This window comes from Janthinobacterium sp. FW305-128 (genome assembly GCF_020858135.1).
Lineage (GTDB): Bacteria > Pseudomonadota > Gammaproteobacteria > Burkholderiales > Burkholderiaceae_D > Janthinobacterium.
The window spans coordinates 158,510-180,715 of the sequence record NZ_JACYMK010000003.1; the positions used below are offsets into that span (position 1 = coordinate 158,510).

At 62.2% G+C, this 22,206-nt stretch carries 19 protein-coding genes; 12 read left to right on the plus strand and 7 right to left on the minus strand.

What is annotated here, in order from left to right; genetic code table 11:
- Window positions 1-13 precede the first annotated feature (13 nt).
- The 9 genes from rimM to IGS60_RS08285 all read left to right on the plus strand — a co-directional run bounded on the left by rimM (window position 14) and on the right by IGS60_RS08285 (window position 7,128).
- Window positions 14-571, plus strand: coding sequence for a ribosome maturation factor RimM (gene rimM, locus IGS60_RS08245; protein ID WP_070221854.1), 558 nt, complete (start codon window positions 14-16; stop codon window positions 569-571).
- 50 nt (window positions 572-621) lie between these two features.
- Window positions 622-1,368 carry a tRNA (guanosine(37)-N1)-methyltransferase TrmD gene (trmD, locus tag IGS60_RS08250; RefSeq protein WP_230503671.1) on the plus strand — a complete coding sequence of 249 codons (747 nt, stop codon included), beginning with the start codon at window positions 622-624 and terminating at the stop codon, window positions 1,366-1,368.
- A gap of 131 nt (window positions 1,369-1,499) precedes the next feature.
- Window positions 1,500-1,883, plus strand: coding sequence for a 50S ribosomal protein L19 (rplS, locus tag IGS60_RS08255; RefSeq protein WP_010395528.1), 384 nt, complete (start codon window positions 1,500-1,502; stop codon window positions 1,881-1,883).
- 80 nt (window positions 1,884-1,963) lie between these two features.
- Window positions 1,964-2,623: a CoA pyrophosphatase gene (locus tag IGS60_RS08260; protein WP_070221852.1), complete on the plus strand. Its 660-nt coding sequence runs from the start codon at window positions 1,964-1,966 to the stop codon at window positions 2,621-2,623.
- Between the two features lie 97 nt (window positions 2,624-2,720).
- Window positions 2,721-3,680 carry a CobD/CbiB family protein gene (locus IGS60_RS08265; RefSeq protein ID WP_070221851.1) on the plus strand — a complete coding sequence of 320 codons (960 nt, stop codon included), beginning with the start codon at window positions 2,721-2,723 and terminating at the stop codon, window positions 3,678-3,680.
- A 224-nt stretch (window positions 3,681-3,904) separates the two neighbouring features.
- The gene (locus tag IGS60_RS08270) at window positions 3,905-4,240 is read left to right on the plus strand and encodes a DUF3579 domain-containing protein (protein WP_070221850.1); all 336 of its coding nucleotides are present in this window, start codon (window positions 3,905-3,907) and stop codon (window positions 4,238-4,240) included.
- An 81-nt stretch (window positions 4,241-4,321) separates the two neighbouring features.
- Window positions 4,322-4,771, plus strand: a complete 450-nt coding sequence (locus IGS60_RS08275; RefSeq protein WP_070221849.1) for a CBS domain-containing protein — start codon at window positions 4,322-4,324, stop codon at window positions 4,769-4,771.
- A 78-nt stretch (window positions 4,772-4,849) separates the two neighbouring features.
- The gene (locus IGS60_RS08280; RefSeq protein WP_230503673.1) at window positions 4,850-5,668 is read left to right on the plus strand and encodes an AraC family transcriptional regulator; all 819 of its coding nucleotides are present in this window, start codon (window positions 4,850-4,852) and stop codon (window positions 5,666-5,668) included.
- Entirely contained in the window at window positions 5,665-7,128 is a 1,464-nt protein-coding gene (locus IGS60_RS08285) for a carbon-nitrogen hydrolase family protein (protein ID WP_230503675.1), read from the plus strand. Before IGS60_RS08280 ends, IGS60_RS08285 begins: the two co-directional genes overlap by 4 nt.
- 193 nt (window positions 7,129-7,321) lie before the next feature.
- Here IGS60_RS08285 and IGS60_RS08290 read toward each other — a convergent pair whose 3' ends face one another.
- Window positions 7,322-8,062: a GntR family transcriptional regulator gene (locus tag IGS60_RS08290; protein WP_070221847.1), complete on the minus strand. Its 741-nt coding sequence runs from the start codon at window positions 8,060-8,062 to the stop codon at window positions 7,322-7,324.
- Window positions 8,063-8,449: 387 nt separating this feature from the next.
- Between IGS60_RS08290 and IGS60_RS08295 the strand changes: the two genes are divergently transcribed.
- The 3 genes from IGS60_RS08295 to IGS60_RS08305 all read left to right on the plus strand — a co-directional run bounded on the left by IGS60_RS08295 (window position 8,450) and on the right by IGS60_RS08305 (window position 15,222).
- On the plus strand, window positions 8,450-11,134 hold the full coding sequence (locus IGS60_RS08295) for a TonB-dependent receptor (protein WP_230503677.1): 2,685 nt from the start codon (window positions 8,450-8,452) through the stop codon (window positions 11,132-11,134).
- Window positions 11,135-11,336: 202 nt separating this feature from the next.
- Window positions 11,337-14,036, plus strand: a complete 2,700-nt coding sequence (locus IGS60_RS08300; protein WP_230503680.1) for a TonB-dependent receptor — start codon at window positions 11,337-11,339, stop codon at window positions 14,034-14,036.
- Between the two features lie 64 nt (window positions 14,037-14,100).
- Window positions 14,101-15,222: an acyltransferase family protein gene (locus tag IGS60_RS08305; RefSeq protein ID WP_230503682.1), complete on the plus strand. Its 1,122-nt coding sequence runs from the start codon at window positions 14,101-14,103 to the stop codon at window positions 15,220-15,222.
- Here the strand turns inward: IGS60_RS08305 and IGS60_RS08310 are convergent.
- The 6 genes from IGS60_RS08310 to IGS60_RS08335 form a co-directional block, all read right to left on the minus strand.
- The gene (locus IGS60_RS08310) at window positions 15,219-16,412 is read right to left on the minus strand and encodes a DUF5009 domain-containing protein (protein ID WP_230503684.1); all 1,194 of its coding nucleotides are present in this window, start codon (window positions 16,410-16,412) and stop codon (window positions 15,219-15,221) included. The genes IGS60_RS08305 and IGS60_RS08310 overlap by 4 nt on opposite strands.
- A gap of 83 nt (window positions 16,413-16,495) precedes the next feature.
- Window positions 16,496-17,812: a hypothetical protein gene (locus tag IGS60_RS08315; RefSeq protein WP_230503686.1), complete on the minus strand. Its 1,317-nt coding sequence runs from the start codon at window positions 17,810-17,812 to the stop codon at window positions 16,496-16,498.
- A 159-nt stretch (window positions 17,813-17,971) separates the two neighbouring features.
- Window positions 17,972-19,105 (minus strand): ABC transporter ATP-binding protein, encoded by a 1,134-nt coding sequence (locus tag IGS60_RS08320; RefSeq protein ID WP_230503687.1) that lies wholly within the window; start codon window positions 19,103-19,105, stop codon window positions 17,972-17,974.
- A gap of 14 nt (window positions 19,106-19,119) precedes the next feature.
- Entirely contained in the window at window positions 19,120-20,460 is a 1,341-nt protein-coding gene (locus tag IGS60_RS08325) for an MFS transporter (RefSeq protein WP_070313691.1), read from the minus strand.
- A 26-nt stretch (window positions 20,461-20,486) separates the two neighbouring features.
- A complete protein-coding gene (locus IGS60_RS08330; RefSeq protein WP_230503689.1) occupies window positions 20,487-21,323 on the minus strand; it encodes a carbohydrate ABC transporter permease in 837 nt (278 codons plus the stop codon).
- Between the two features lie 13 nt (window positions 21,324-21,336).
- Window positions 21,337-22,206 carry a carbohydrate ABC transporter permease gene (locus IGS60_RS08335; protein WP_230503691.1) on the minus strand — a complete coding sequence of 290 codons (870 nt, stop codon included), beginning with the start codon at window positions 22,204-22,206 and terminating at the stop codon, window positions 21,337-21,339.

Sequence of the window (22,206 nt, forward strand, 5' to 3'; positions counted from 1 at the left end):
TTAGATCACTGGTTTGACGGTCAAGACTGCATCCGGGGTGAAAGTCCCCGATGACCTGGTACAGGTAGGCTATGTCTCCGGTGCTTATGGCATTGCTGGCGGGGTCAGGATCACTCCTTTCTCCGACGATGCGGATGCATTATTAAGCGTCAAAACCTGGTGGTTTGATAAACCGACCTTGCATGATGTTCAAGTCAGGCAAGCGAAGTTACACGGCGGCGACGTCGTGGCCCAGCTGGTGGGTGTGGTCGGGCGGGATGCCGCAGAAGCGCTGAAAGGCGTGTCTGTGCAAATTCCGCGTAGCCATTTCCCGACGCTGTCGGCCGATGAATTTTATTGGTCCGATCTGATCGGACTGACAGTCGAGAATTTGCAAGGCGAGTGCCTCGGCACAGTGCACGACATGATGAGCAATGGTCCGCAGTCGATCTTGCGCGTTACGCCCGTCGCCAGTGCCGATGAGACCGTTGAAAAGGCGCCTGAGCGCCTGATCCCGTTTGTTGGCCAGTTTGTCATTAACGTTGACAAGGCTGCCAGCAAGATCACGGTCGACTGGGGCCTCGATTATTAAACCGCCTGCGCATAACTTTGCGCCGGGCAAACGTTGCAGGATGGTGAGCGATGCAATTTGATGTCGTGACCCTGTTCCCGGAAATGTTTGCCGCGCTGACGCAGTCGGGTGTGACCCGGCGCGCCTTCGAGCAGGGGAAATGTGGCTTGTCCTTGTGGAATCCCCGTGATTTCACGACCGACAATCACCGCACCGTGGATGACCGCCCGTATGGCGGCGGCCCCGGCATGGTGATGATGGCCCGTCCCCTCGAAGCGACAATTAATGCCGCTAAGCAACGCCAGACTGAATTGGGACTGGCGGCGCCCCGCGTGGTGTTCATGTCGCCGCAAGGCCGTCCGCTGACGCACGCGCGCGTCACGCAGTTGAAAGCCGAGCCTGGCCTGGTGGTCCTGTGTGGCCGCTATGAAGCCGTGGACCAGCGTTTGCTGGACCGTTGCGTCGACGAAGAGATCAGCGTCGGCGACTTCGTCCTGTCGGGCGGTGAATTGCCTGCCATGGCGCTGATGGATGCGGTGATCCGCCTGTTGCCCGGTGTCTTGAACACGGAGGCATCGGCCATCGAGGACAGCTTCGTCAATGGCTTGCTCGATTCGCCGCACTACACGCGGCCGGAAACATACGAAGGCATGGCCGTGCCGCCCGTCTTGATGGGTGGCAATCATGCCGAGATCGTCAAGTGGCGCCGCCAGCGCATGCTGGAAGCGACCGCGACAAAGCGGCCTGACCTGCTGGTCAGTGCGCGCGCCGCCGGCTTGCTCAGCAAGACCGACGAAAAATTCTTGGCCAGCCTGTAAGCCGTCTCCGGACGGCCGGCAGGGTGGCCAGTAGTGCCGGGCATGTTGCCCATATTGTGTTACCCATCCTCTACCGGGCGGATACTTGCTATCCACAGTGCGCCGGCATGATGGTTTTCGGAGTTATAAAAATGGACTTGATTCAACAATTAGAGCAGGAAGAAATTGCTCGTCTGGGTAAAACCATTCCTGAATTCGCACCAGGCGATACCGTTATCGTCAGCGTCAACGTAGTCGAAGGCACGCGCAAGCGCGCCCAGGCTTACGAAGGCGTCGTTATCTCCCGTCGTAACCGTGGCCTGAACTCGAACTTCATCGTTCGCAAGATCTCGTCCGGCGAAGGCGTTGAGCGTACGTTCCAACTGTACTCGCCGCTGATCGCTTCGATCGAAGTGAAACGCCGTGGTGATGTTCGCCGCGCCAAGCTGTACTATCTGCGTGAGCGTTCGGGTAAATCGGCGCGTATCAAAGAAAAATTGCCAAACCGCCGCGTTGTGGCGAAAGCAAGCGCGTAATATCAGCGTCTGCGTTGGGAAAAGGGGTACCGTATTGGTGCCCCTTTTTTTATTTAGAATTGCTAATGGGACAAGCTGCCATGGCCACCATCGCATTTGATCCAAAACAACTCGCCATCGATTCGATCGCCGGCGAGGCGGCGCTGGACGCCGTGCGCCTGACGCCGGACTGGCTGCGCCAGCGCCTGGCCGAACAGCCTGACTGGCAGCCCGAGATCACCCAGGATTTCCTCTCCGCCCGCGCCGTTCCCGTGCGCGCCGCCGTCCTCATTCCCCTGGTGCAGCGGCCGCAGGGCTTGACCATTTTGCTGACCATGCGCACGGACCACCTGAGCAGCCATGCGGGCCAGGTCAGCTTTCCCGGCGGTCGCAGCGAGCCGTTCGATGGCTCGCCCGTGGCCACGGCCTTGCGCGAAACGGAAGAAGAAGTGGGCCTGGCGCGCGAGCACATCGAAGTGCTGGGCTGCCTGCCCGACTACCTGACGGGCACCGGCTATCAGGTCACGCCCGTGGTGGGGCTGGTGACGCCGCCGTTCGAACTGCGCGCCGACCCGTCCGAAGTGGCGGAAATCTTCGAAGTGCCGCTGGCCTTCCTCATGGATGGCCTCAACCATCAGCGCCTGTCGGTGGAATTGCCGGGCGGACGGCGCTCGTTCTACGCCATGCCGTACGAGCGTTTCTACATTTGGGGCGCCACGGCCGGCATGCTGCGCAATCTGTTTCACCTGCTGCGCGCGTAAAATGGCGCCGCGCACGTAATAAGTTTGATTCCAGCACGGCACTGCGCTATCGTAGCGGGCATTGCGGTATTGCTGAAAAAGACAAAAAGGACGTTTGATGACATTTCTCTCCATACTTTGCGCATTGCTGATCGAGCAGCTCAAACCTTTGCGCGCGGACAATCCGATCTACGCCGAAATCAAGAGCCTGGCGATGCGCATGGAGACCTGGTTCAATGCCGGCCACGCCAGCCACGGCCGCATGGGCTGGTTCCTCATGATCGGCGCGCTGATGGTGCCGACGGCGGGCGTGTACTGGATCTTGCTCCACTACCAGCTGACCCTGCTGGCCTTTGCCTGGAACGTCCTCATCGTCTACCTGACCCTGGGCTTCCGTCATTACAGCCATTACTTCACCTCGATCCAGCTGGCCCTGAGCGCCGGCGACGAAGCGACGGCCCGTACCTTGCTGGCCGACTGGACCAAGCTCGACACGGTGGGCATGGAAGCGAGCGAGATCGCCCGCATCGCCGTGGAAAAAGCCCTGATCACCACGCACCGCAATGTGTTTGGCGTGTTCTTCTGGTTCCTCATGCCGCTGGGTCCTGCCTGCGCCGTGATGTACCGCGTGGCCGAATACCTGGCGCGCGCCTGGAACGAGCCCGAGCACATGCGCAATGAAGCGTTCGGCCAGTTCGCCGCGCGCGCCTTTTACTGGATCGACTGGATCCCCGTGCGCCTGACGGCCGTGGCGTTTGCCGTGGTCGGCAATTTCGAGGACGCCATCTACGCCTGGCGCAATTTCGCCCAGCGTTGGCAGGACGAGTCCATCGGCATCATCCTGACGGCCGGCGGCGGCGCCATGGGCGTACGCCTGGGCACGCCAGCGGAAACGGCCGCGCGCGTGCTCGTCACGCCCGACATGGCCGTCGACGACAGCGACAGCGAAAGCGATATCCTGCCGGGCGAAGAGCCGGGCGCGCGCGCCTTGCAGAGCACGGTGGGCCTCGTCTGGCGCGCCTTGCTGCTGTGGATGCTGTTGCTGCTGTTGATGTCGGGCGCCGTTTTCCTCGGCTGACGCGGGCGCACATGCGCCATCCATGCGCCTTGCGCGTGGAACAAGGTTAAAATAGGGGCTGGCGCGCAAGGCGTGCCGGCCCCTGTTTGCATCGCCAGGGCAGATCGAGGTAGAACCCAAGTCTTCTATAAGATATAATACTGGCTTACCGCAGCAAACGTAGTTGACTACCAGCCCGGCTTACCCGCCGGGGCCATTCACGCAATCCAGTCCCGACAAGCCACATGGCCGAGTTATCTCAAAAAACAGGGGAACTCTCAGACGAGTTCTTCATCCTTGGTCTCACCAGCAATGGCAAGCAATTCCGACCCAGCGATTGGGCCGAGCGCCTTTGCGGAGTGATGTCCTGTTTCAATCCCGACGGCGGCGGGCGCAATGCGCACCTCCAGTATTCGCCCTATGTGCGCCCGACCGTCGTCAATGGCGTCAAGTCGGTGGTGGTCAACACCAAGCTGCGCGAGATCGAGCCGATGGCGTTTCACTTCGTGCGCGAATTTGCCAAGGATAACGACCTGCAGATCGTCGAAGCCTGCTTCTTGCCGCCCCCCGAAGAAAAGTAAGACCGTTTCAATTGATTTGCCTCAAGCCCGCCACGGCGGGCTGGCGTAGCGTGGACACTCTGCCTCAAACGGAGCGGCGACATGCGCATCGGCGACATCTGTACCCTGCATACCATCCATTGCCAGCGTGACACCAGCGTGCAAGACGCCGCGCTGCTGATGCGCCAGCACCACGTGGGCGACCTGATCGTGGCCGAACAGCCGAACGGCGAACGCGTCCCCATCGGCATCCTCACCGACCGCGACATCGTCATTTCCGTCATCGCCCTCGGTCTCGACCCCGCCAGCCTGCTGGTGGGCGACATCATGAGCGCGCAGCTGCTCACCGCCAGCGAAGACGAAGACGTCTACGACATCATCGAACGCATGCGCGTCAACGGCATCCGCCGCCTGCCCGTGGTCAACAGCCTGGGCGCGCTTTCCGGCGTTGTCAGCATCGACGACTTGCTGGCCTTCCTGGCCCAGGAAATGGCCGAGCTGGCGCGCATCAGCAGCGGCCAGCTGGTCCACGAAAAGCGCACCAGAAAGTAAGCGCGTATTGCGCAATTCCGGTCAAGTCACGGCTTGCTGAAAATGCTACAGTCGCTGCTCGTTCAACGGGAAGCGTTCATGCACTATCTGGCCAAGGCACTCTGGTATATCGAATCGCATTATGCGGACGATCTCTCGCTCGGCGATATCGCCCACGTGGGCGGCGCTTCGCCATGTCATTTGACGCGCGCGTTCGGCCTGGCCACGGGCCACTCCGTGATGCGCTATGTGCGGGCGCGCCGGCTCAGCGAGGCGGCGCGCGCGCTGGCCCAGGGCGCGCAAGACATCCTCGCCGTCGCGCTGGAGGCCGGCTACGGTTCCCATGAAGCCTTTACGCGGGCCTTCCGCGACCAGTTCCACGTCACGCCGGAAACGGTGCGGGCCCAGCGCCACGTCGCCAACCTGGCGCTGGTGGACGCCTTCAAAATGGATGTGGCGCCGGGCGTGCCTTTGGCGCCGCCCCGTTTCGAGCAAGGGCCCGCCTTGCTGCTGGCGGGCCTCGTTGAGCGGTATTGCGCGGAATCGTCTGCCGGCATTCCCGCCCTGTGGCAGCGCTTCCTGCCCCATGTGGCGCCCGGCCAGCTCGTGTATGGCGTGTGCTGCAACAATGACGACGCGGGCAATTTCGACTACCTGTGCGCCATGCCGGTGGCCGACTTTTCCCAGGCTCCCGACGGCTGGGCGCGGCTGCGCATCGCGCCGCAGCGCTATGCCGTCTTTCATCACCGCGGCCATATTTCCACCATCCGCGCCACCTGGCATACGGTGTGGAACGAGTGGCTGCCCCAGTCGGGGCTGGAAGTGGCCGACGCGCCCGATTTTGAGCGCTACGACCGGCAATTCGATCCCGCCAGCGGCGTCGGTGGCGTGGAAATCTGGCTCCCCTTGAAAGCATGAGCATGTTCAATACCTTGTCTGCGCCGGCCCTGTTCGCCGGCACCACCGCGCTGCGCCGTCGCCTGTCGCAAACCGCCGCCGCGCTGGCGGCGGGCCTGCCCCTGTACTGGGTGCTTGGGCCGCAGCCGCTGGGCCCGCTGGCCTGGTGCGCGCCGTTGCCCGTGCTGTGGCTGGCCCTGCGCTCGTCGCGCCGCGATGCGGCCTGGATGACCTTCCTGGCCACCGTGCTGGGTCTGTCATCCAACTTCAGTTATTTTCGCCTGCTCATGCCCTTGCCGGCCGTGCTGGCCGTGATCACCGTCAAGGCACTGCTGTGGCTGCTGGTAGTGCTGGCCACGCGGCGCCTCGTGCTGCGTTACCGGGCGTCGTGGACGGTGCTGGCGTACCCCGTGCTGTGGGTGGCTATCGATACCCTGATGGCGGCCTTGCTGCCCGATGGTAACTGGGGCAGCCTTGCGTATTCGCAAGCGGACAATGTTGCCATATTGCAGGTAGCGGCCCTGGCCGGCGTGCCTGGCCTGCTGTTTCTGCTGTGCCTGGCGCCGTCCGCGCTGGCCTTGCTGCTGGCCGGCGGACGTGCGTATGCACCAGCGGCGGGGGCGACGTTGTTGCTGCTGGCGGCTGCGTTTGGCGGTGGCGCCTGGCGCGTGCAGGGCGCACCGGCAGCAAGCGGGCCACTGGCGGGACTGGTGGCCATCGACGACTTCATCGGCCCGGCCACGCCGCCGGCACGCGCGCAAGCCGTCTGGGACCAGTACGTGCGCCACGTCGAACAGCTGGCCGGGCAGGGCGCCAGGCTGGTGCTGTTGCCGGAAAAGATAGCCGTGCTGGCGCCCGCGCAGGCGGATGCCGTGCGGCAGCGTTTCCAGGCGCTGGCGCGCGGCACGGGTGCGTGGATTACCCTGGGCATCGGCGTGCAGGATGCTGCTGGCCGGCGCAACTTGGCCTGGCTGTTCGCGCCCGATGGCGCCGCGCCCGTCAGCTATCAAAAACATCACCTGGCGCCGCCCGAGCGCGAGTTTCTTGCCGGCAACGCGTATGCCGTGCAGCCGGTGGCGGGTGTGGCCATGGGCCTGGCCATCTGCAAGGACATGCATTTCGCGCCCCTGGGGCAGGCGTATGGCGCGGCCGGGGTGCAGGCGATGCTGGTGCCGGCCTGGGATTTTCAGCTGGACGGCTGGATGGGCGCGCGCATGACGGTGGTGCGCGGCGTGGAAAACGGTTATGCCGTGCTGCGCGCGGCGCGCGAGGGGGTACTGACGGTCAGCGACGCGTATGGCCGCGTGCTGGCGGAACGGACCAGCAGCGCCATGTCGGGCAGCACCTTGCTGGCGCCGCTGCCGGCGCACCCGTCCGTCGCCACCTGGGCTGGATGGCTGGGGCCGCTGTTCGGCTGGCTCTGCGTGGCGCTGGGCGTGATGTTGCTGTGCGCGGGACGCCGTGCCATGCCTTCTTCCTGATGGGGAAAGTCAGATTTTGCTGCAATGCGCAAAAACGCATTGCGCAGCCCTTTTTATATTCTCCGTACGCAGGTTACATAATCGCCGCCGATTCATTCGCCATGGCCGTGCATATAATAGGCGTGATGGCGGCATATATATTGCACTGCAATAAATGGTGTTATCTGGTATTCGTGAAATGCGGCGATTGGTATTAATTGGTACTTAATTCAGCCACGAAGTCATACATATCGCCGCGGAAGTAGGAGCGGCAAAATTCCACGGCGCGGCCATCGCGCAGAAAGCCCAGCCTTTCCACCGACAAGCCCGCGTCGCCTTCCTCCGCCTGCAGCAGGCTGGCCTGCTCGCCCGTCAGCAACAGCGCGCTGAGGCGCTGCAGGGCGCGCACGGGCCGGTTGCCCGCCTGTTCCAGCGCGTCGTACATCGACACGTCGACGGCGTCGAGCGCCGGCAGGCAACTGGCGACGATGGTCGCGTATTCCAGGCACATCGGTATTTCGTCCGCATAGCGGATGCGGTGGAAGCGGTACACGGGCGCGCCCGGCGACAGCCGCAGGCGCAAGGCCTCTTCCGGCGTCACGGTGCCCTCTGCGCGCTTGAGCCACACACTGCGCGGCGTGCGTCCGCGCGCCCGCATGTCCTCCGAAAAAGAGGTCAGTTTGGCGAAGTTTTTCTCGATGCGCGTATTGATGAAATTGCCCGAGCCGGGGCGCCGCACCAGCAAGCCTTCGTTGACGAGGCCATCGATGGCCTTGCGCACGGTGATGCGCGAGACGGCCAGGTCGCTGGCCAGCTGGCGCTCGGCCGGCAGGGCTTCGTCGGGGCCGAGGATGCGCTTGTCGATCGCTTCGCGCAGCGCGCGCTGCAGTTGCTGGTACAGGGGCAGGCTACTCGTCTGCCCCAGGCCTTGCATGATGTGAGCCAGGGTTGTCATACGCTGAAGGTCTCCGTTACGGCGCGTTGCAGACGCGCTCTGTATCTGTTTTATGTCGCTGGATAATACCAAAAAAGACCGTTATAAAACCAATTTGAATTATCAGGGCGGCAATTTATGCCTGCCCTCGCTGGTATTTACCCCGCTCATACGGGCTACAAATTGATTTCGCTGAAGTGGTCTGTGTGATTCAAACAACGTTATAAAAAAAAAGTTGCAACTGGTAGTGTTCTGGTATTGGATAGTAGTATATTGGCGTTGAATTGGTTTTGTAAGTGGTTGTGCCGAAGGGTCTGCAGCATGCCGCAAGAGTAGGCGGGCTGGAAAGAAGACCTACGTTAAAAATGAAAAGGTTCCAATCCTGGAGCCTAAATCAAGGGGGAGTACATGAAACGCAATTTGACACCTGCAGCTGCCGTCGTGAAATCCGGTTCGCGTAGCCGTACGCCGATCGCTGCGGCCGTTGCCGTGATGGTCGCCGGTCTGTCCTTTTCGGCGCAGGCGCAGGAAGCGCCCGCCGAAGACGTGGCCACCGTGGTGACGGTGACCGGCGTGCGTGCCTCGCTGGAAAAATCGCTGAAGCAAAAACGTAATGCGGATTCCGTGGTGGAAGTGGTGACCGCCGAAGATATCGGCAAGATGCCGGACCGTAACGTGGCTGACGCGATCCAGCGCCTGCCAGGTGTGAATACCCAATCGTCTGCCGGTGGCGAAGGCGGCTTCGGCGAAAACGACCGCGTCAGCCTGCGCGGCACCAGCCCCAGCTTCCAGCAAACCCTGTTCAACGGCCATGCCATCAGCACGGGCGACTGGTTTGTCTTGAATCAATTTGGCGGCAACGTGGGCCGTAGCAGCAGCTTCTCTTTGCTGCCATCGGAGTTGGTGAGCTCCGTTGTCGTGCACAAGAGCGCCACCGCCGACCTGCCTGAAGGCGGCGTCTCGGGCGTGATCGACGTGATCACCCGTCGTCCGCTGGAATTCAAGAACCAGATCACGGCCGAAGGCTCGATCCAGGCTTTCCATAATGACCTGGCCGGCAAGACGGACCCGCAGTTCTCCGGCCTGGTAAACTGGAAGAATGACACGAATACCCTGGGCATCATGGTGCAGGGTTTCTCGCAAAAGTCGACGGTGCGCCGCGATGGCCAGGAAATCCTCGGCTATACGCCGATCTCCGCTACCAGCAATGCGGCCTTGGCCCATCCTGAACTGGCCGGCGTAAAAGTGCCGACCTTTATCGGCGCCAGCCTGTTCGAGCAAAAGAAAACCCGCGAAGGCGGCGCATTCGACATCGAATTCAAGCCCAGCAAGGACCTGACCCTGGACGTAAACGGCTTCTATTCGCAGCTGAAGGCACCGCATCAAAACACCAACTGGCTGGCTGCACCGGCCAACTCGGTGAACAGTACCAACGATAAAGGTGTCTCGACCGGTCAGGTGCCGACCAACTACACGGTCAAGAATGGCACACTGACAGGCGCCGCCTTCGCAAAAAACTCTGGCGAAGTCGACAATATCTACCGTCCTGATGCCGGCGGCGAGTCGTACTACCTCGATTTCAACTTCAAATACCGCGCCACCAAGGACCTGACCCTGACTGGCAAGCTGGGCAAGACCCATGGCGTCGGCTATGACCGCGACGATGTGTACTACCAGAACAACGTCGATGGCGGCATGGTGTATCAATTGAACGGCATGAGCCCGGCCAGTGTTTCCTATCCGGGCGGCACCACCACCAAGCCAGGCTCGACGGCATGGGCCGGCGGCGGCGAATCGCGTTCCGTGGACCAGGAAAAATATGCTCAGATCGACGCGGAGCTGCGCCTGTCTTCGGGTATCTGGGATTCCGTCAAGTTCGGCGGCCGCTTGACCGATCACAAGCGCGATGCGGAGCATCCGTTCGAAACCCGTCCGGGCGACCTGGGCTTCTCCAATCCTGGCCCCGTGTGGAATGGCACGATGTACCCGAGCGACTTCGCCAACAACCTGGGCGGCAACCTGTCGAGCAACTACTTCAAGTACGACGGTTCGGCACTGGGCGCTTGGGGCGCGGCACCGGGCAACCGCCTGTTCGACTACGTGCGTCGCCATAACTGGACCGACGAATTCAAGCTGAAGGAAAAAACCTCGGCTATCTATGCCATGGCCAACCTGACGGGCGACAACTGGAGCGGCAACTTCGGTCTGCGCGCCGTTCACACCAAGCAATCGACCCTGGTGAATCAGGCCGGCGGCCCGATCACCGGTTCCGACTGGGGTGCGTACTCGCAGCATCTGTATGAGCGCAGCTACAACGATTTCTTGCCTAGCGCCAACATCAAGTTCGATGTGCGCAACGACCTGGTGGTGCGCGCCGCCGTGGCCCGCACCATCGCCCGTCCCGACTACAGCGCGCTTGGTGGTTCGGTATCGCTGAACGACGATGCATTGAGCGGCAGCGGCGGCAACGTCAACCTCAATCCGGTGAAGTCGGATAACGCCGAAGTCAGCGCCGAATGGTATTTCGCACCGAAGTCGGCCTTCTCGGTGGGCTTGTTCTACATGGACCTGAAATCGGTCGTGTCGAACGGTACCGTCAACGCTACCTACTTCAACAGCAAGCGCAATGCCAACGCCGTGTACCAGATCACGTCGCCATTCAATACCAGCGGCAAGAACAAGGGCGCGGAGTTCAGCTATCAGCAACCGCTGTTCGGCGACTTCGGCATTTTGGCCAACTACACCTATGCCGATGGCAAGCTGGACAACGGTGACGAACTGGTCAACGCATCGCGCAGCACGTACAACCTGACGGCCTTCTACGAAGCCAACGCCCTCAGCGCACGCCTGGCCTACAACTACCGTTCGGCTTACAAAGCGGGCGTGGACCGTGGCGCCAGCCAGCACGTTGCCGGCGCCGGCGGCCTGGCCGGTTCGCTCAACTACAAGATCAACGAACACTTCACGATCACGTTCGATGCGCTTAACTTGACGAACACGACCATCAAGATGTACGCGGAAAACAAGGATCAGCCACGCGCTTTCTATAGCAACGGCCGTACCTTCTACCTGGGCCTGCGCGCCAAGCTGTAAACAAGACGATCCGGCCTGATGCACCCGCGTCAGGCCCGGTCTTCCTCGGTCTTTCAAGGCAAGTTCCTGTTTCAGGGGCTTGCCTTTTTTTTCGGCGCTCCCGCTGATCTTTGTCGCTTTCTGCTGCACCCCGTCGTTTGCCGTCTGTACTCATCCATAAAACCGTCCCGCCAGCGCGGCGGGCATCCATAACGAGGAGTCTATGAACAGCCGTTTGCATCCCGTATTACATCCCATCGCCGCCGCAGCAGCCTTGCTGTCCATGAGCATGGCTGCCCAGGCGCAGCAAGCCCCCATGCAGGAAGTGGTCGTGACCGGCATCCGCGCCTCGCTGGAGCAATCGCTGAGCCAGAAGCGCAACAGCGATTCCGTGATCGACGTCGTCAGCGCGGAAGACATCGGCAAGTTGCCCGACAAGAACGTGGCTGACGCCGTGCAGCGTGTGCCTGGCGTCAACATTTCCTCGTCGGCCGGCGGTGAGGGCGGCTTCTCGGAAAATGACCGGGTCAGCATCCGCGGCACCAGTCCCAGCCTGACGCAAACCCTGATCAACGGCCACGCCGTGGGTACGGGCGACTGGTTCGTCACCGACCAGGTGGGCACTGTGGGGCGCAGCGTCAGCTTTGCCTTGCTGCCGTCGGAAATCGTCAGCCGCGTCACCGTGCAAAAGAGCGCGCAGGCGGACCTGGTGGAAGGCGGCGTGGCCGGCTCCATCAATATCGAGACGCGCAAGCCCCTCAGTTTCAAGCAGCCGTTCACGGCGGAATTGGCCGTGCAAGCCATCTATGCGGACTTGCCGGGCAAGACCGATCCGCAGATGAATGCCCTGTTTAACTGGAAGAACGAAGCGAAGACCATGGGCGTGCTGTTCCAGGTGTTTTCCGAGAAGCGCCACGAGCGCCGTGACGGACAGGAATTCTTCGGGTATGGCGCCATCGACGCCGGCAGCCCTGCCGCGCAGAAATATCCGGAACTGGCGGGTGTGCTGGCGCCGCTGGGCATCAACTCGGCCCTGTTCGAACAGGTACGCAAGCGCCAGGGGGGCAGCCTCGACCTGCAATTCAAGCCGACGTCTGATTTGATGCTGGACGTCAATGGCTTCTATTCCAAGCTGGACGCAGCCAATTACAACCGCAGCTTTTATAACCAGCCCGGCGCCAATCTGAATGCCGTCGATAATGACGGCAAGCATGTGGGCGTGATTCCCAGCGCGTTTACGGTCAAGAACAACACCCTGGTGGCAGCCGATTTTCCCGCGTCGCAATTTCCTGCCGCGAATGCCACCACGCCGTACAACGGTCAGCTGTATCCGGCCCTGGTGGACCAAATCTACCGCCCTGGCTCGAACTCGTCCACCGCCTACATCGACTTCAACGGCAGCTACCGCGCCAGCGAGCGCCTGCGCATCACGGGCAGCCTCGGCTACACGCGCGGCATAGGCGAAACACCCGTCGACCTCGGCTATGAGGCGGGCTTGACCGGTGTGGGCGTGTCGTACCAGCTGAACGGCCTGTCGCCGGCCAGGCTGAATTTCCCCGGTCTCGATGTTTCAAAGTTATCGAATGCGGTAACGGCATCGGCCTGGGGTTCGCATGTGGAAACCCTGGACACGGAAAAATACGGCCAGGCCGATGGCGAGCTGAGCATGGATTACGGCGTGCTGGAATCGCTGAAGTTCGGCGCGCGCTACGCGGAACACCACCGCAATGTGTCATGGCCGGAAAACCGCAGCTGCGCCGTGTGCGACGGCACGACGAATGCGCCCTTGCCGACATGGAATGGCGGCACCTACCCGGGCGACTATGGCAAGGGCCTGGGCGGCAATGCGCAGGGACGCTACTGGCAGCTCGATCCGGCCGACCTGGTGGCGTGGGCCAACAAGTATGACAATACGGGCGGCCCGAATTCGCGCAACTGGCCGGCTGAACTGGACGTGAAGGAAAAGGATAGCGCGGCCTACATCATGGCCAACCTGGCAGGCAACAAGTGGCGCGGCAACGTGGGCGTACGCGTGGTACGCACGCAGCAGACGACGGTGACGAACGTGCCGGGCGGCGAGAACCCGATCGGCCAGGAAAACATTTTCGGCACCTACACGCCCACCGTCGTCAAGCACAGCTACACGGATGTGCTGCCGAGCGCGAACATCAAGTTTGACCTCAGCAAGGACCTGGTGGCCCGCGCGGCGGTGGCGAAAACCATGGCGCGCGCCGACTACAGCGCCCTGGTGGGCGCCGTCAACCTGAACGACCAGTTGCTGACGGGAACGGGCGGCAATCCGGATTTGAAACCGATACGCTCGACCAACTACGACGCCACCCTGGAATGGTACTTCGCGCCGAAAGCCATGCTGTCCGTGGGGGCCTTCTACATGGACATGAAATCGTACGTGACGTTTGGTACGGCGCCCGTGAGCTACTACAATAATACCTTCAAGAAATTCAACACCTATGTGATCCAGTCGCCGACGAATATCGGCGCCAAGAACAAGGGTGTGGAACTCAGTTACCAGCAGGGCTTGTGGGGCGGTTTCGGCGTGGTGGGCAATTACACCTATACGAATGGCAAGGCCGACGATGGCGCCGCCGTGGTCGGCAGCTCGCGCGGCACCTACAACCTGGAAGGCTATTACGAGGACGAGCGGCTGAGCGCGCGCCTGGCCTATACCTACCGCTCCAGCTTCCTGGCCGGCCTGTTCAGCAGCTCGCCCCAGTATGTGCATGGCGTGGGCAACCTGGCCGCATCGCTCAACTACAAGATCGACGAGCGCTATTCGCTGACCTTCGATGTGCTGAACCTGAACAATCCGGTGCTCAAGTATTACGGCGCCAACCAGGACCAGCCGACGGCCCTGTATTCGAATGGCCGCCAGTTTTACTTTGGCCTGCGCGCCAAGTTGTAGTTTTTTTTACCGGCTTTCCGCCACAAGCGGGAAGCTGGTTTTTATCTTTTTGAATTGTTTGACCATGACTATTGCTTCTCAACGCTACCTCGCCCTCGACGTCCTGCGCGGCCTGACCGTCGCCCTGATGATCGTCGTCAATACCCCTGGCGACTGGGGCGCCGTGTATGCGCCATTCCTGCATGCCGAATGGCATGGATTTACCCTCACGGACCTGGTCTTTCCCAGCTTTTTGTTTGTCGTCGGCAATGCGTTGGCGTTTGCGCTGGGCAAGTATGAACACCTGGGACACGGCGCCGTGCTGGCCCGGCTGTGCAAGCGCAGCGCGCTGATATTTCTATTGGGCTTTTTGCTGTACTGGTTTCCCTTCTTCAAGATTGACGACGCGGGCCAGTTCGCCTGGTCGCCGCTGTCGCACACGCGTATTCCCGGTGTGCTGCAGCGCATCGCCGTGTGCTATCTGGCCGCCGCCCTGATCCTCCATTACGGGAAGACGCGCGGCGCACTCGTCTTCAGCGCCTGCGCCTTGCTCGGCTACTGGGCCATCCTGGCCTGTTTTGGCGACTACAGCCTGCACGGCAATGCGCCGGCCAAGCTCGACCTGTTCCTGCTGGGCGACAGCCATTTGTACCACGGCGAAGGCATCGCCTTCGACCCGGAGGGCGTGCTGGGCACCTTGCCGTCCATCGTCAATGTGATTGCCGGCTACCTGGCGGGCAGCTTCGTGCGCCAGGCGGCGCCGGCGCAATGGCGTTCCAGCCTGGTTCGGCTGGCCGTGGCCGGCGTCATCTGCGTAGCCGTGGCCCTGTGCTGGAACGAAGTTTTTCCGATCAACAAGAAGCTGTGGACCAGCTCTTATGTGATGCTCGGTATCGGCCTGGACTTGCTGCTGCTGGCGCTGCTGATGTTCATCATTGACGTGCGTCAAATGACGGGCTGGACCTACTTCTTTGAAGTCTTCGGCAAGAACACCCTGTTCATCTACCTGGTGTCGGAAGTGCTGGTGATCATCGCGTTTACCGTGCGCATCGGCGGCGGCAACCTGTACCAGTGGCTGTACCAGCACTGGTTTACGGGCTGGGCGCCGGCGCGCGTGGGCTCGCTGCTGTTTGCCGTCAGCTTCATGCTGCTGTGCTGGCTGATTGCCTACGCCATGGACAAGCGCAAGATCTACATCAAGGTCTAAAATTTTAATTTCAGCCCGTAACGCGTGGCCAGGGCAGTGAAGAACAGCATCAGGGCGGTGACGGCGGCGGCATTCCACAGGCCGGCCGCGCCGCCCGTTGCCAGATACGGCCACCAGAAAGGCGGCAGGTGCAGCACGGCCGCCAGCTGCTGCCACAGGTCGGGCACGATGTAGGCGAACAGGGCATTGGTGCCGGCCGGCACGAGCACCACGGCCCAGGCGCGCCAGCGCCACACGTCGATGACGATGTAAAACACGAGGAACAAGGCCAGGATGAGGGCGCTGCACACGAGCGTGTAGGATTCCGTCGCCGCGATCTTGTTGATGTGGTGATACGGCCGCAGCAGCATGCCGGCCGCGAACATGCCCAGCGCGAACCACGCCATGAAGCGGATGCGCTGCCCATGGCGCAGGGCCGCGCCGCGCAGGAACAGCTGGCCCACCACGGTGCCGGCCAGTACATTGGCGGCCGTCGAACCGAGCACCTGCGGTACGTTGACGAAGGCGTTGACGCCTGCCGGCAGGAAATCGAGGCTGCCCGCCATACCGCCCATGTACAGCATGAGCAGCAGGGCGAACATGCCCATCAGGGCCGTGCCGCTGCCCCGGCACGCCAGGTACAGCAGGCTGCACAGCAGGTAGGACCAGCCTATCATGCCGAGGATGCCCCACCAGGACGGCTGCAGCCAGGTGCTGGAAAATTCGCTGTTCAGCTCTCCGCGGAACGTCGCCAGCAGGAACAGCATCAGCGCGCCGCCCACGGCCAGCGCCAGCTTGCCCGCGCCCTGGCGCCACAGCAGCATCATGGCCACGTAAAACAGCAGGAAATACAGGGCGTGCGGCAGCGGCGCCGCCTGCGCATCGTAGCGGTAGGCATTCGCCAGTACCACGCCGGCCAGCATCAGGCTGGCGGAGCGCCACAGCAGGCGTCCCAGCAGGGCGGGCGTGACGTGGCCGCAATGGCGCTGCAAGGCCAGCGGTATGGCCATGCCGACCATGAACAGGAAGCCGGGAAAGACCAGGTCGGGCAAGGTGATGCCGTCGGCGCGAGGACCCGCATGCTCGAGCCACCAGGCGATGCCGGGCATGCCGGCCAGATAGTTGACCCAGATCATGACGACGATCACGCAGCCGCGGAACGCGTCCAGGCTGGTCAATCGTTCAGGTGCGGGAGCGGTGGCTGGCGGCATGGGTGTGAATGAAAAAAGGTCGAAAAAAAAGCAGCCCCGGCGTGAGCCGGGAACTGCCTTGCGCATGCTGGCGGGAACAGGAATTACTGTGCCGCTGCTGCCGGTGCCGCCGCTGCCGTGGCAGGACGGTTCAGCCACAGGATCCAGTAGCGGGCCAGGTCGCCCACGCCGTCGCCGCCCTTGACCGTTTCCAGGACCTTGATGGCGTCATCTTTCTTGCCAGCCATGGCGTAGGAATAACCGAGGCGCAGCTTGGCGTCTTCAGGACGCTTCAGGCCGCCCTTGGCGATGCCTTTCTGGATCAGGTCGATACCTTTGTCGAACTGGTCCATCGTCACGAAGGCGTAGCCGAGGTTGATCAAGCCCGTGCCATCCTTGCTCTTCATGGCCGACGCTTCGCCGCTGGCGATGTTCTTCGCATCGTCGGCGGCAGCCTTGTTGGCCTGGTCGCGCAGTTTCTTGTGCTTGGCGGCATTTGCTCCCGTGCCCAGTACGCCTTTGGCAAAGCCGGCGTCCAGCACTTTTTTCGCTTCCGTCGGGAAGGCGTTCTGCAGAGCGATTTCAGCCATGTCGCTGTAATCTTGCGGCGGCATGGTGCCCACGGCCTTGAATTGCAGGCGCAGCACGTCGAGCGCGAAGCGGTCGGAATAGCCGGCCTTGCCTTGCGTGCGGCTCAGCAGATCGCTCCAGTAGTCATCCGACGGGTAGTAGCGCACCAGGTTTTCCATGGCGACCAGGTAGGTGGCCGGGTCCTTGCTTTTCGAACCCGTGTTGGCCAGCAATTGCAATTCTTCGATGGTCGGCGTCTTGCCCGCTTGCTGCTTGGCTGTCAGGTCGGCCATCAGTTCCTGTTTCGCGCGCGCGAAATCATTGCTGAAGTAGTAGGCGCGGATGATGTACGGGCGCATGGTGGTCACGTCGCCTGTTTCCGTTTGGTAACGGGTGAACCACTTGATGGCGTTCGGATAATCCTTGGCGTTGTAGTGGTAGTTGGCCAGCGCCTGGATGAAGTCGCCCTGGGCTTTCTTGTCCAGCTTGCCTGATTCGATGACCGCTTCCAGCGCCGTCATGGCCATCGGTGCATTGTTGGTGGTCGACGCCAGCGCCACGCGCAGGCGGTTCAGCACGAACGTTTCATACGGCGTCAGGGCGGGAATGGCGGCAGCCTGGTCGATGCGGCTTTGTACGTCGGCGTAGTTTTTCGCATCCATCGATGCCTTCACGGCGTCCGGATCGAGCAGCTTGAACACTTCTGGGCGCACCGTGTCGGCCGGGGCGGCGACAGGCGCACCGGCGGCTGCGGCCGGCTTGGCATCCTGCGCGTGCGACAGGGCTGGCAGGACATTGAGGCCGATGGCGGCCAGGAGCAAGCTAAGACGGGCAAGACGGAATTGGGACATGGGTTATCCTTCAATCAATAACAAAAATACGCTCCGGTACTGGTTGCCGCAACAGGGTGCGGCGGCATTTGCCGGGGGCAGGGAATCTAAAAAAACACGTATTCTGCCATCCTGACCGCACAAGTCAAAGGGCGGCAGCATGGTAAACAACGGCTATTGTCACATAAACGGCTGGGCTGGAGCGCCAAACGTGCGCGCCAGGGCTTGCCCTTTGGCATCGAACAGCAGGCAGCGCTGCGGCGGCAGATGCAGGCGCATGGCGTCGCCCGCCTGGCGCAAGCCTTCCTCGGCCGGCAGCTTGACGGCCAGCATCTCGGTCACGCCCCGCATGCTGGCGTAAACGATGGCCACGTCGCCCAGGTATTCGACATGGCTGACGGTGGCGTCGACGACGTTGTTGTTCGCCGTCGCCCCATCCTGCAGGCTGACATGCTCGGCCCGCACGCCCAGGGTCAGCTGGTTGCCCGGCGCCACAGCGTCACCTTGCGCCTCGATGTCGATCACGGCGCCGCCAGGCAGACGCACGGCCACCGAGCCGGGGCCGCAGGCGACGGCCTCGCAGGCGATGAAGTTCATCTTCGGCGCGCCGAGGAAGCCGGCGACGAACAGGTTGCCGGGATTGTTGTACAGCGCGTGCGGGCTGCCCACCTGCTCGATGCGCCCGCCGTTGAAGACGACGATGCGCTCGCCCAGGGTCATGGCTTCGACCTGGTCGTGCGTGACGTAGATCATGGTCGTCTTCAATTCCTGGTGCAGGCGCGAAATTTCCACGCGCATCTGCACGCGCAGCGAGGCATCGAGGTTCGACAGCGGTTCGTCGAACAGGAAGACCTTGGGCTTGCGCACGATGGCGCGGCCGATGGCCACGCGCTGGCGCTGGCCGCCCGACAGGTCCTTCGGCTTGCGTTTCAACAGTGGCGTGATCTGCAGGATGTCGGCCGCGCGCTCGACGGCGGCGCGCACCTCGGCCTTTTTATGTCCGGCCAGGGAGAGGGCGAAGGCCATGTTCTCGTACACCGTCATGTGCGGATACAGGGCGTAGCTCTGGAACACCATGGCCAGGCCCCGCTCGGCCGGCGCGATATCGTTGGCCAGCTGGCCGCCGATATGCAGCTCGCCGTCCGTGATGTCTTCCAGCCCGGCGATCATGCGCAGCAGGGTCGATTTGCCGCAGCCGGACGGCCCCACGAAGACGACGAATTCACCGTCGCGGATATCGAGGTCGATGCCGTGGATGACGGGGTGCTTGTCGTCGTACAGCTTGACGATATTCTTTAAAGCGATGTGTGCCATGGATTGTGCGATTCCTAGCTGGCGCTGGCCGGCGCGGACGTGGCGCCGGCGTCAGACGGGTCGGAGGTATCCTTCGGGCCGATGCGCATGAAGCGCGACAGGATCAATACGGGCACGGCCGACACCAGCACCCACAGGAAAAAGGTCTTGTAGCCGAGCGCCGTCTGGATGTCGCCGCTGATCATCTTGAACAGCACGAAGCCCAGCTGCATCACGCCGGTGGCGAACGCATAGTGGGCCGTCTGGTACTTGCCGACAGAAACCACCTGCATCATGAACAGGATCAGGCCGACGAAGCCGAAGCCATAGCCGAACATTTCCACGCTGAGCGCGGCCGTGATCAGGGTCAGGTCGGTCGGCATGCTGTGGCTCAGGTAGTAGAACACCAGGTTCGGCAAGTTCATGGCCAGGATCAGGAAAAACATGGCGCGCTTGAGGCCCAGCCACGACGTGAAGTAGCCGCCGCCTATGCTGCCCAGCAAAAAGGCCACGGTGCCGGCCGTGCCGTACACGGCGCCCACTTCCGTCGTCGACAGGCCCAGGCCGCCCAGCTCGCGCGCTTCACGCAGGAACAGCGGGCCGATGGTCTGCACTTGCGCCTCGCCCGCGCGGAACAGGATGATGAAGGCGATCATGCCCCAGATGCCGGGCTTTTTCAGGAAGTCCACCAGCACGTCCCACAAGGTGCGGCTGATGCCGGCCACGCTCTTGTCGGCCACGGCCGCGTTGCGCACCTGCGGCAGCGCCCACAGGTGATAGGCTGCCAGCGACAGCATCATGGCGCCGATGATCAGGAAGATGACCGACCATGCCGGCTGGATGCCGATTTTTTTCTCCAGGTAGCCGGCCAGGATCACCAGGCCGCCCAGCGAGATGAATTTGCCCGCGTTGAAGAAGGCGCCTTGCCAGCCCGCGTAGGCCGCCTGCTGCTTGTCCGACAGGCTGGCGATATACAGGCCGTCGCAGACGATGTCGTGCGTGGACGAGGCCAGCGCTGCGACGAACAGCACGGCGATGCAGGCGGCAAACCACATCGGCGTCTGCAGCGCCAGCGCGATCAGGCCCAGGCTCAGGCCGCCGAGGAACTGGAACAGCACCACCATGGTCTTCTTGCTCGACGCCAGTTCCAGGAAGGGGCTCCACAGCGACTTGAAGACCCAGGCAAAGCCGATCAGGCCAGTCCAGCGGGCGATCTGGTCGTTCGGCACGCCCATGCTCTTGAACATCAGGCCGGCCACCAGGGCCACGGCGTAGAACGGCAAGCCCTGGGCGAAGTACAAGGTCGGCACCCAGCTGATCGGGCTGCGTACTTTTTTGTTGATGTTGATGTTGGTGCTGATGCGCGTGTCGTGCATGGAGGCTTCCTTATCGAGAGACGTTTTCATTTGACTGCGCCGTCCATGCCGCGCATGAAGAAGCGTTGGGTAAACAGGAAGGCGAGCAGGGTCGGCACGATGGTGATCAATGTGCCGGCCGCGATCACGCGCGTGCTGCTGCCGAAGGTGCCGCGCAAATACAGCACGCCCACCGACAGCGGGAATTCATCGGGCTTGCTCATGACGATGGAAGGCCAGATGTACTCGTTCCACGATTCGACGGCCGTCAGGATGCCGACGGTGGCCAGCCATGGCGTAATCAGCGGCAGCATGATGCGGCTGAAGATGACCCACTCGGACGCGCCATCGACCCTCGCCGCGTCGATCAGGTCTTGCGGCACTTCCTCGAACGCCTGCTTGAGCAGCAAGATGGCCACGGCCGTCACCACGTTGGGCAGGATCACGCCCGTGTAGGTGTCGACCAGGCTCATTTGCGTGATGGTGATGAAGTTGACGAGAAAGTTCACCTCCGACGGCAGCACCAGGGTGGCGAGGATCAGGCCGAACACCAGCTTGCGGCCACGGAATTTCAGGCGCGCCAGCGGATACGCGGCCAGGGAACACAGCAGCAGTTTCCAGAACACGGTCAACACGGCGATCAGCACGGAGTTCTTGAAGAACGACCAGATGGGAATCGCGTTGAACACTTCGATGAAGTTGTCCAAAGACGGCGCCTGCGGCCAGAAGGTGGGCGGGAAGGCGAAGATATTGCCTTGCGTGGAAATGGCCGTCACCAGGGTCCACCAGAACGGGAAGACGCAGACGAGGGCGATCGCGCACAGCACGGCATAGTGGCCCAGTATGTGCAGGCGCTTTTTCAGGGGGCGGGAACGGGTTGTCATGGTCATTGCCCTGTCAGCGGTGCTTCGGTTTCAGATAGCGCAGGCACAGCAGGGCGATGGCGATGCAAAACAGCGAGACGACTAAGCTGGCCGCCAGCGCGCGCGGCAGTTTCAAGTGCTTCAAGCCCTGGTCATACGCGTAATACAGCGCCGTGAAAGTGGAATTCATCGGGCCGCCCTGGGTCAGCACGTCGACTTCCTGGTACGCCTTCAGGGCCGCCAGCACGGACAGGATGGAGCACAGCATGATGGTCGGGCGCAGCATCGGCACCGTGATCTTCCAGAAGCGCTGCCAGCGGCTGGCGCCGTCGAGCATGGCCGCTTCCTGCATGTCCGACGGTATCGATTGCAGGGCCGCCAGGTACATCACCATGTACCAGCCCAGGCCGCGCCACAGGGTGACGAACATCACGGCAAACAGGGCCAGGCTGTCGTTCGTCAGCCAGCCCACGGGCGCGTTCACCAGTTTTAACGTCATCATCACGTAATTGAGCGCGCCCTGTTCGTGGAACATGAAGCCCCACATGATGCCGACCACGGACACGGTCGTCACCACGGGCACGTAGAAGGTGGCGCGGAATAAACGGATGCCGGGCAGGCGGTTGTTCACCAGCACGGCCAGCGTGATGGCGCCCACCTGCACGAAAGGCACCATCAGCAAAAACATCAGCGAGTTTTTCAGGCCCGAGACGAACATCTCGTTGTTGAAAATGTAGCGGAAGTTATCGAGGCCGACGAAGCGCGTCTCGCGTATCAGGCTGTAGTCGGTGAAGGCCAGCACGGAGCCGTAGCCGACGGGCCAGAAGGAAAAGGCGGCCAGCAGCAGCAGGGCCGGGGCGAGGAACAACCAGGCTTGCACGGTATGGCGGTGGGCGAGTTTCAT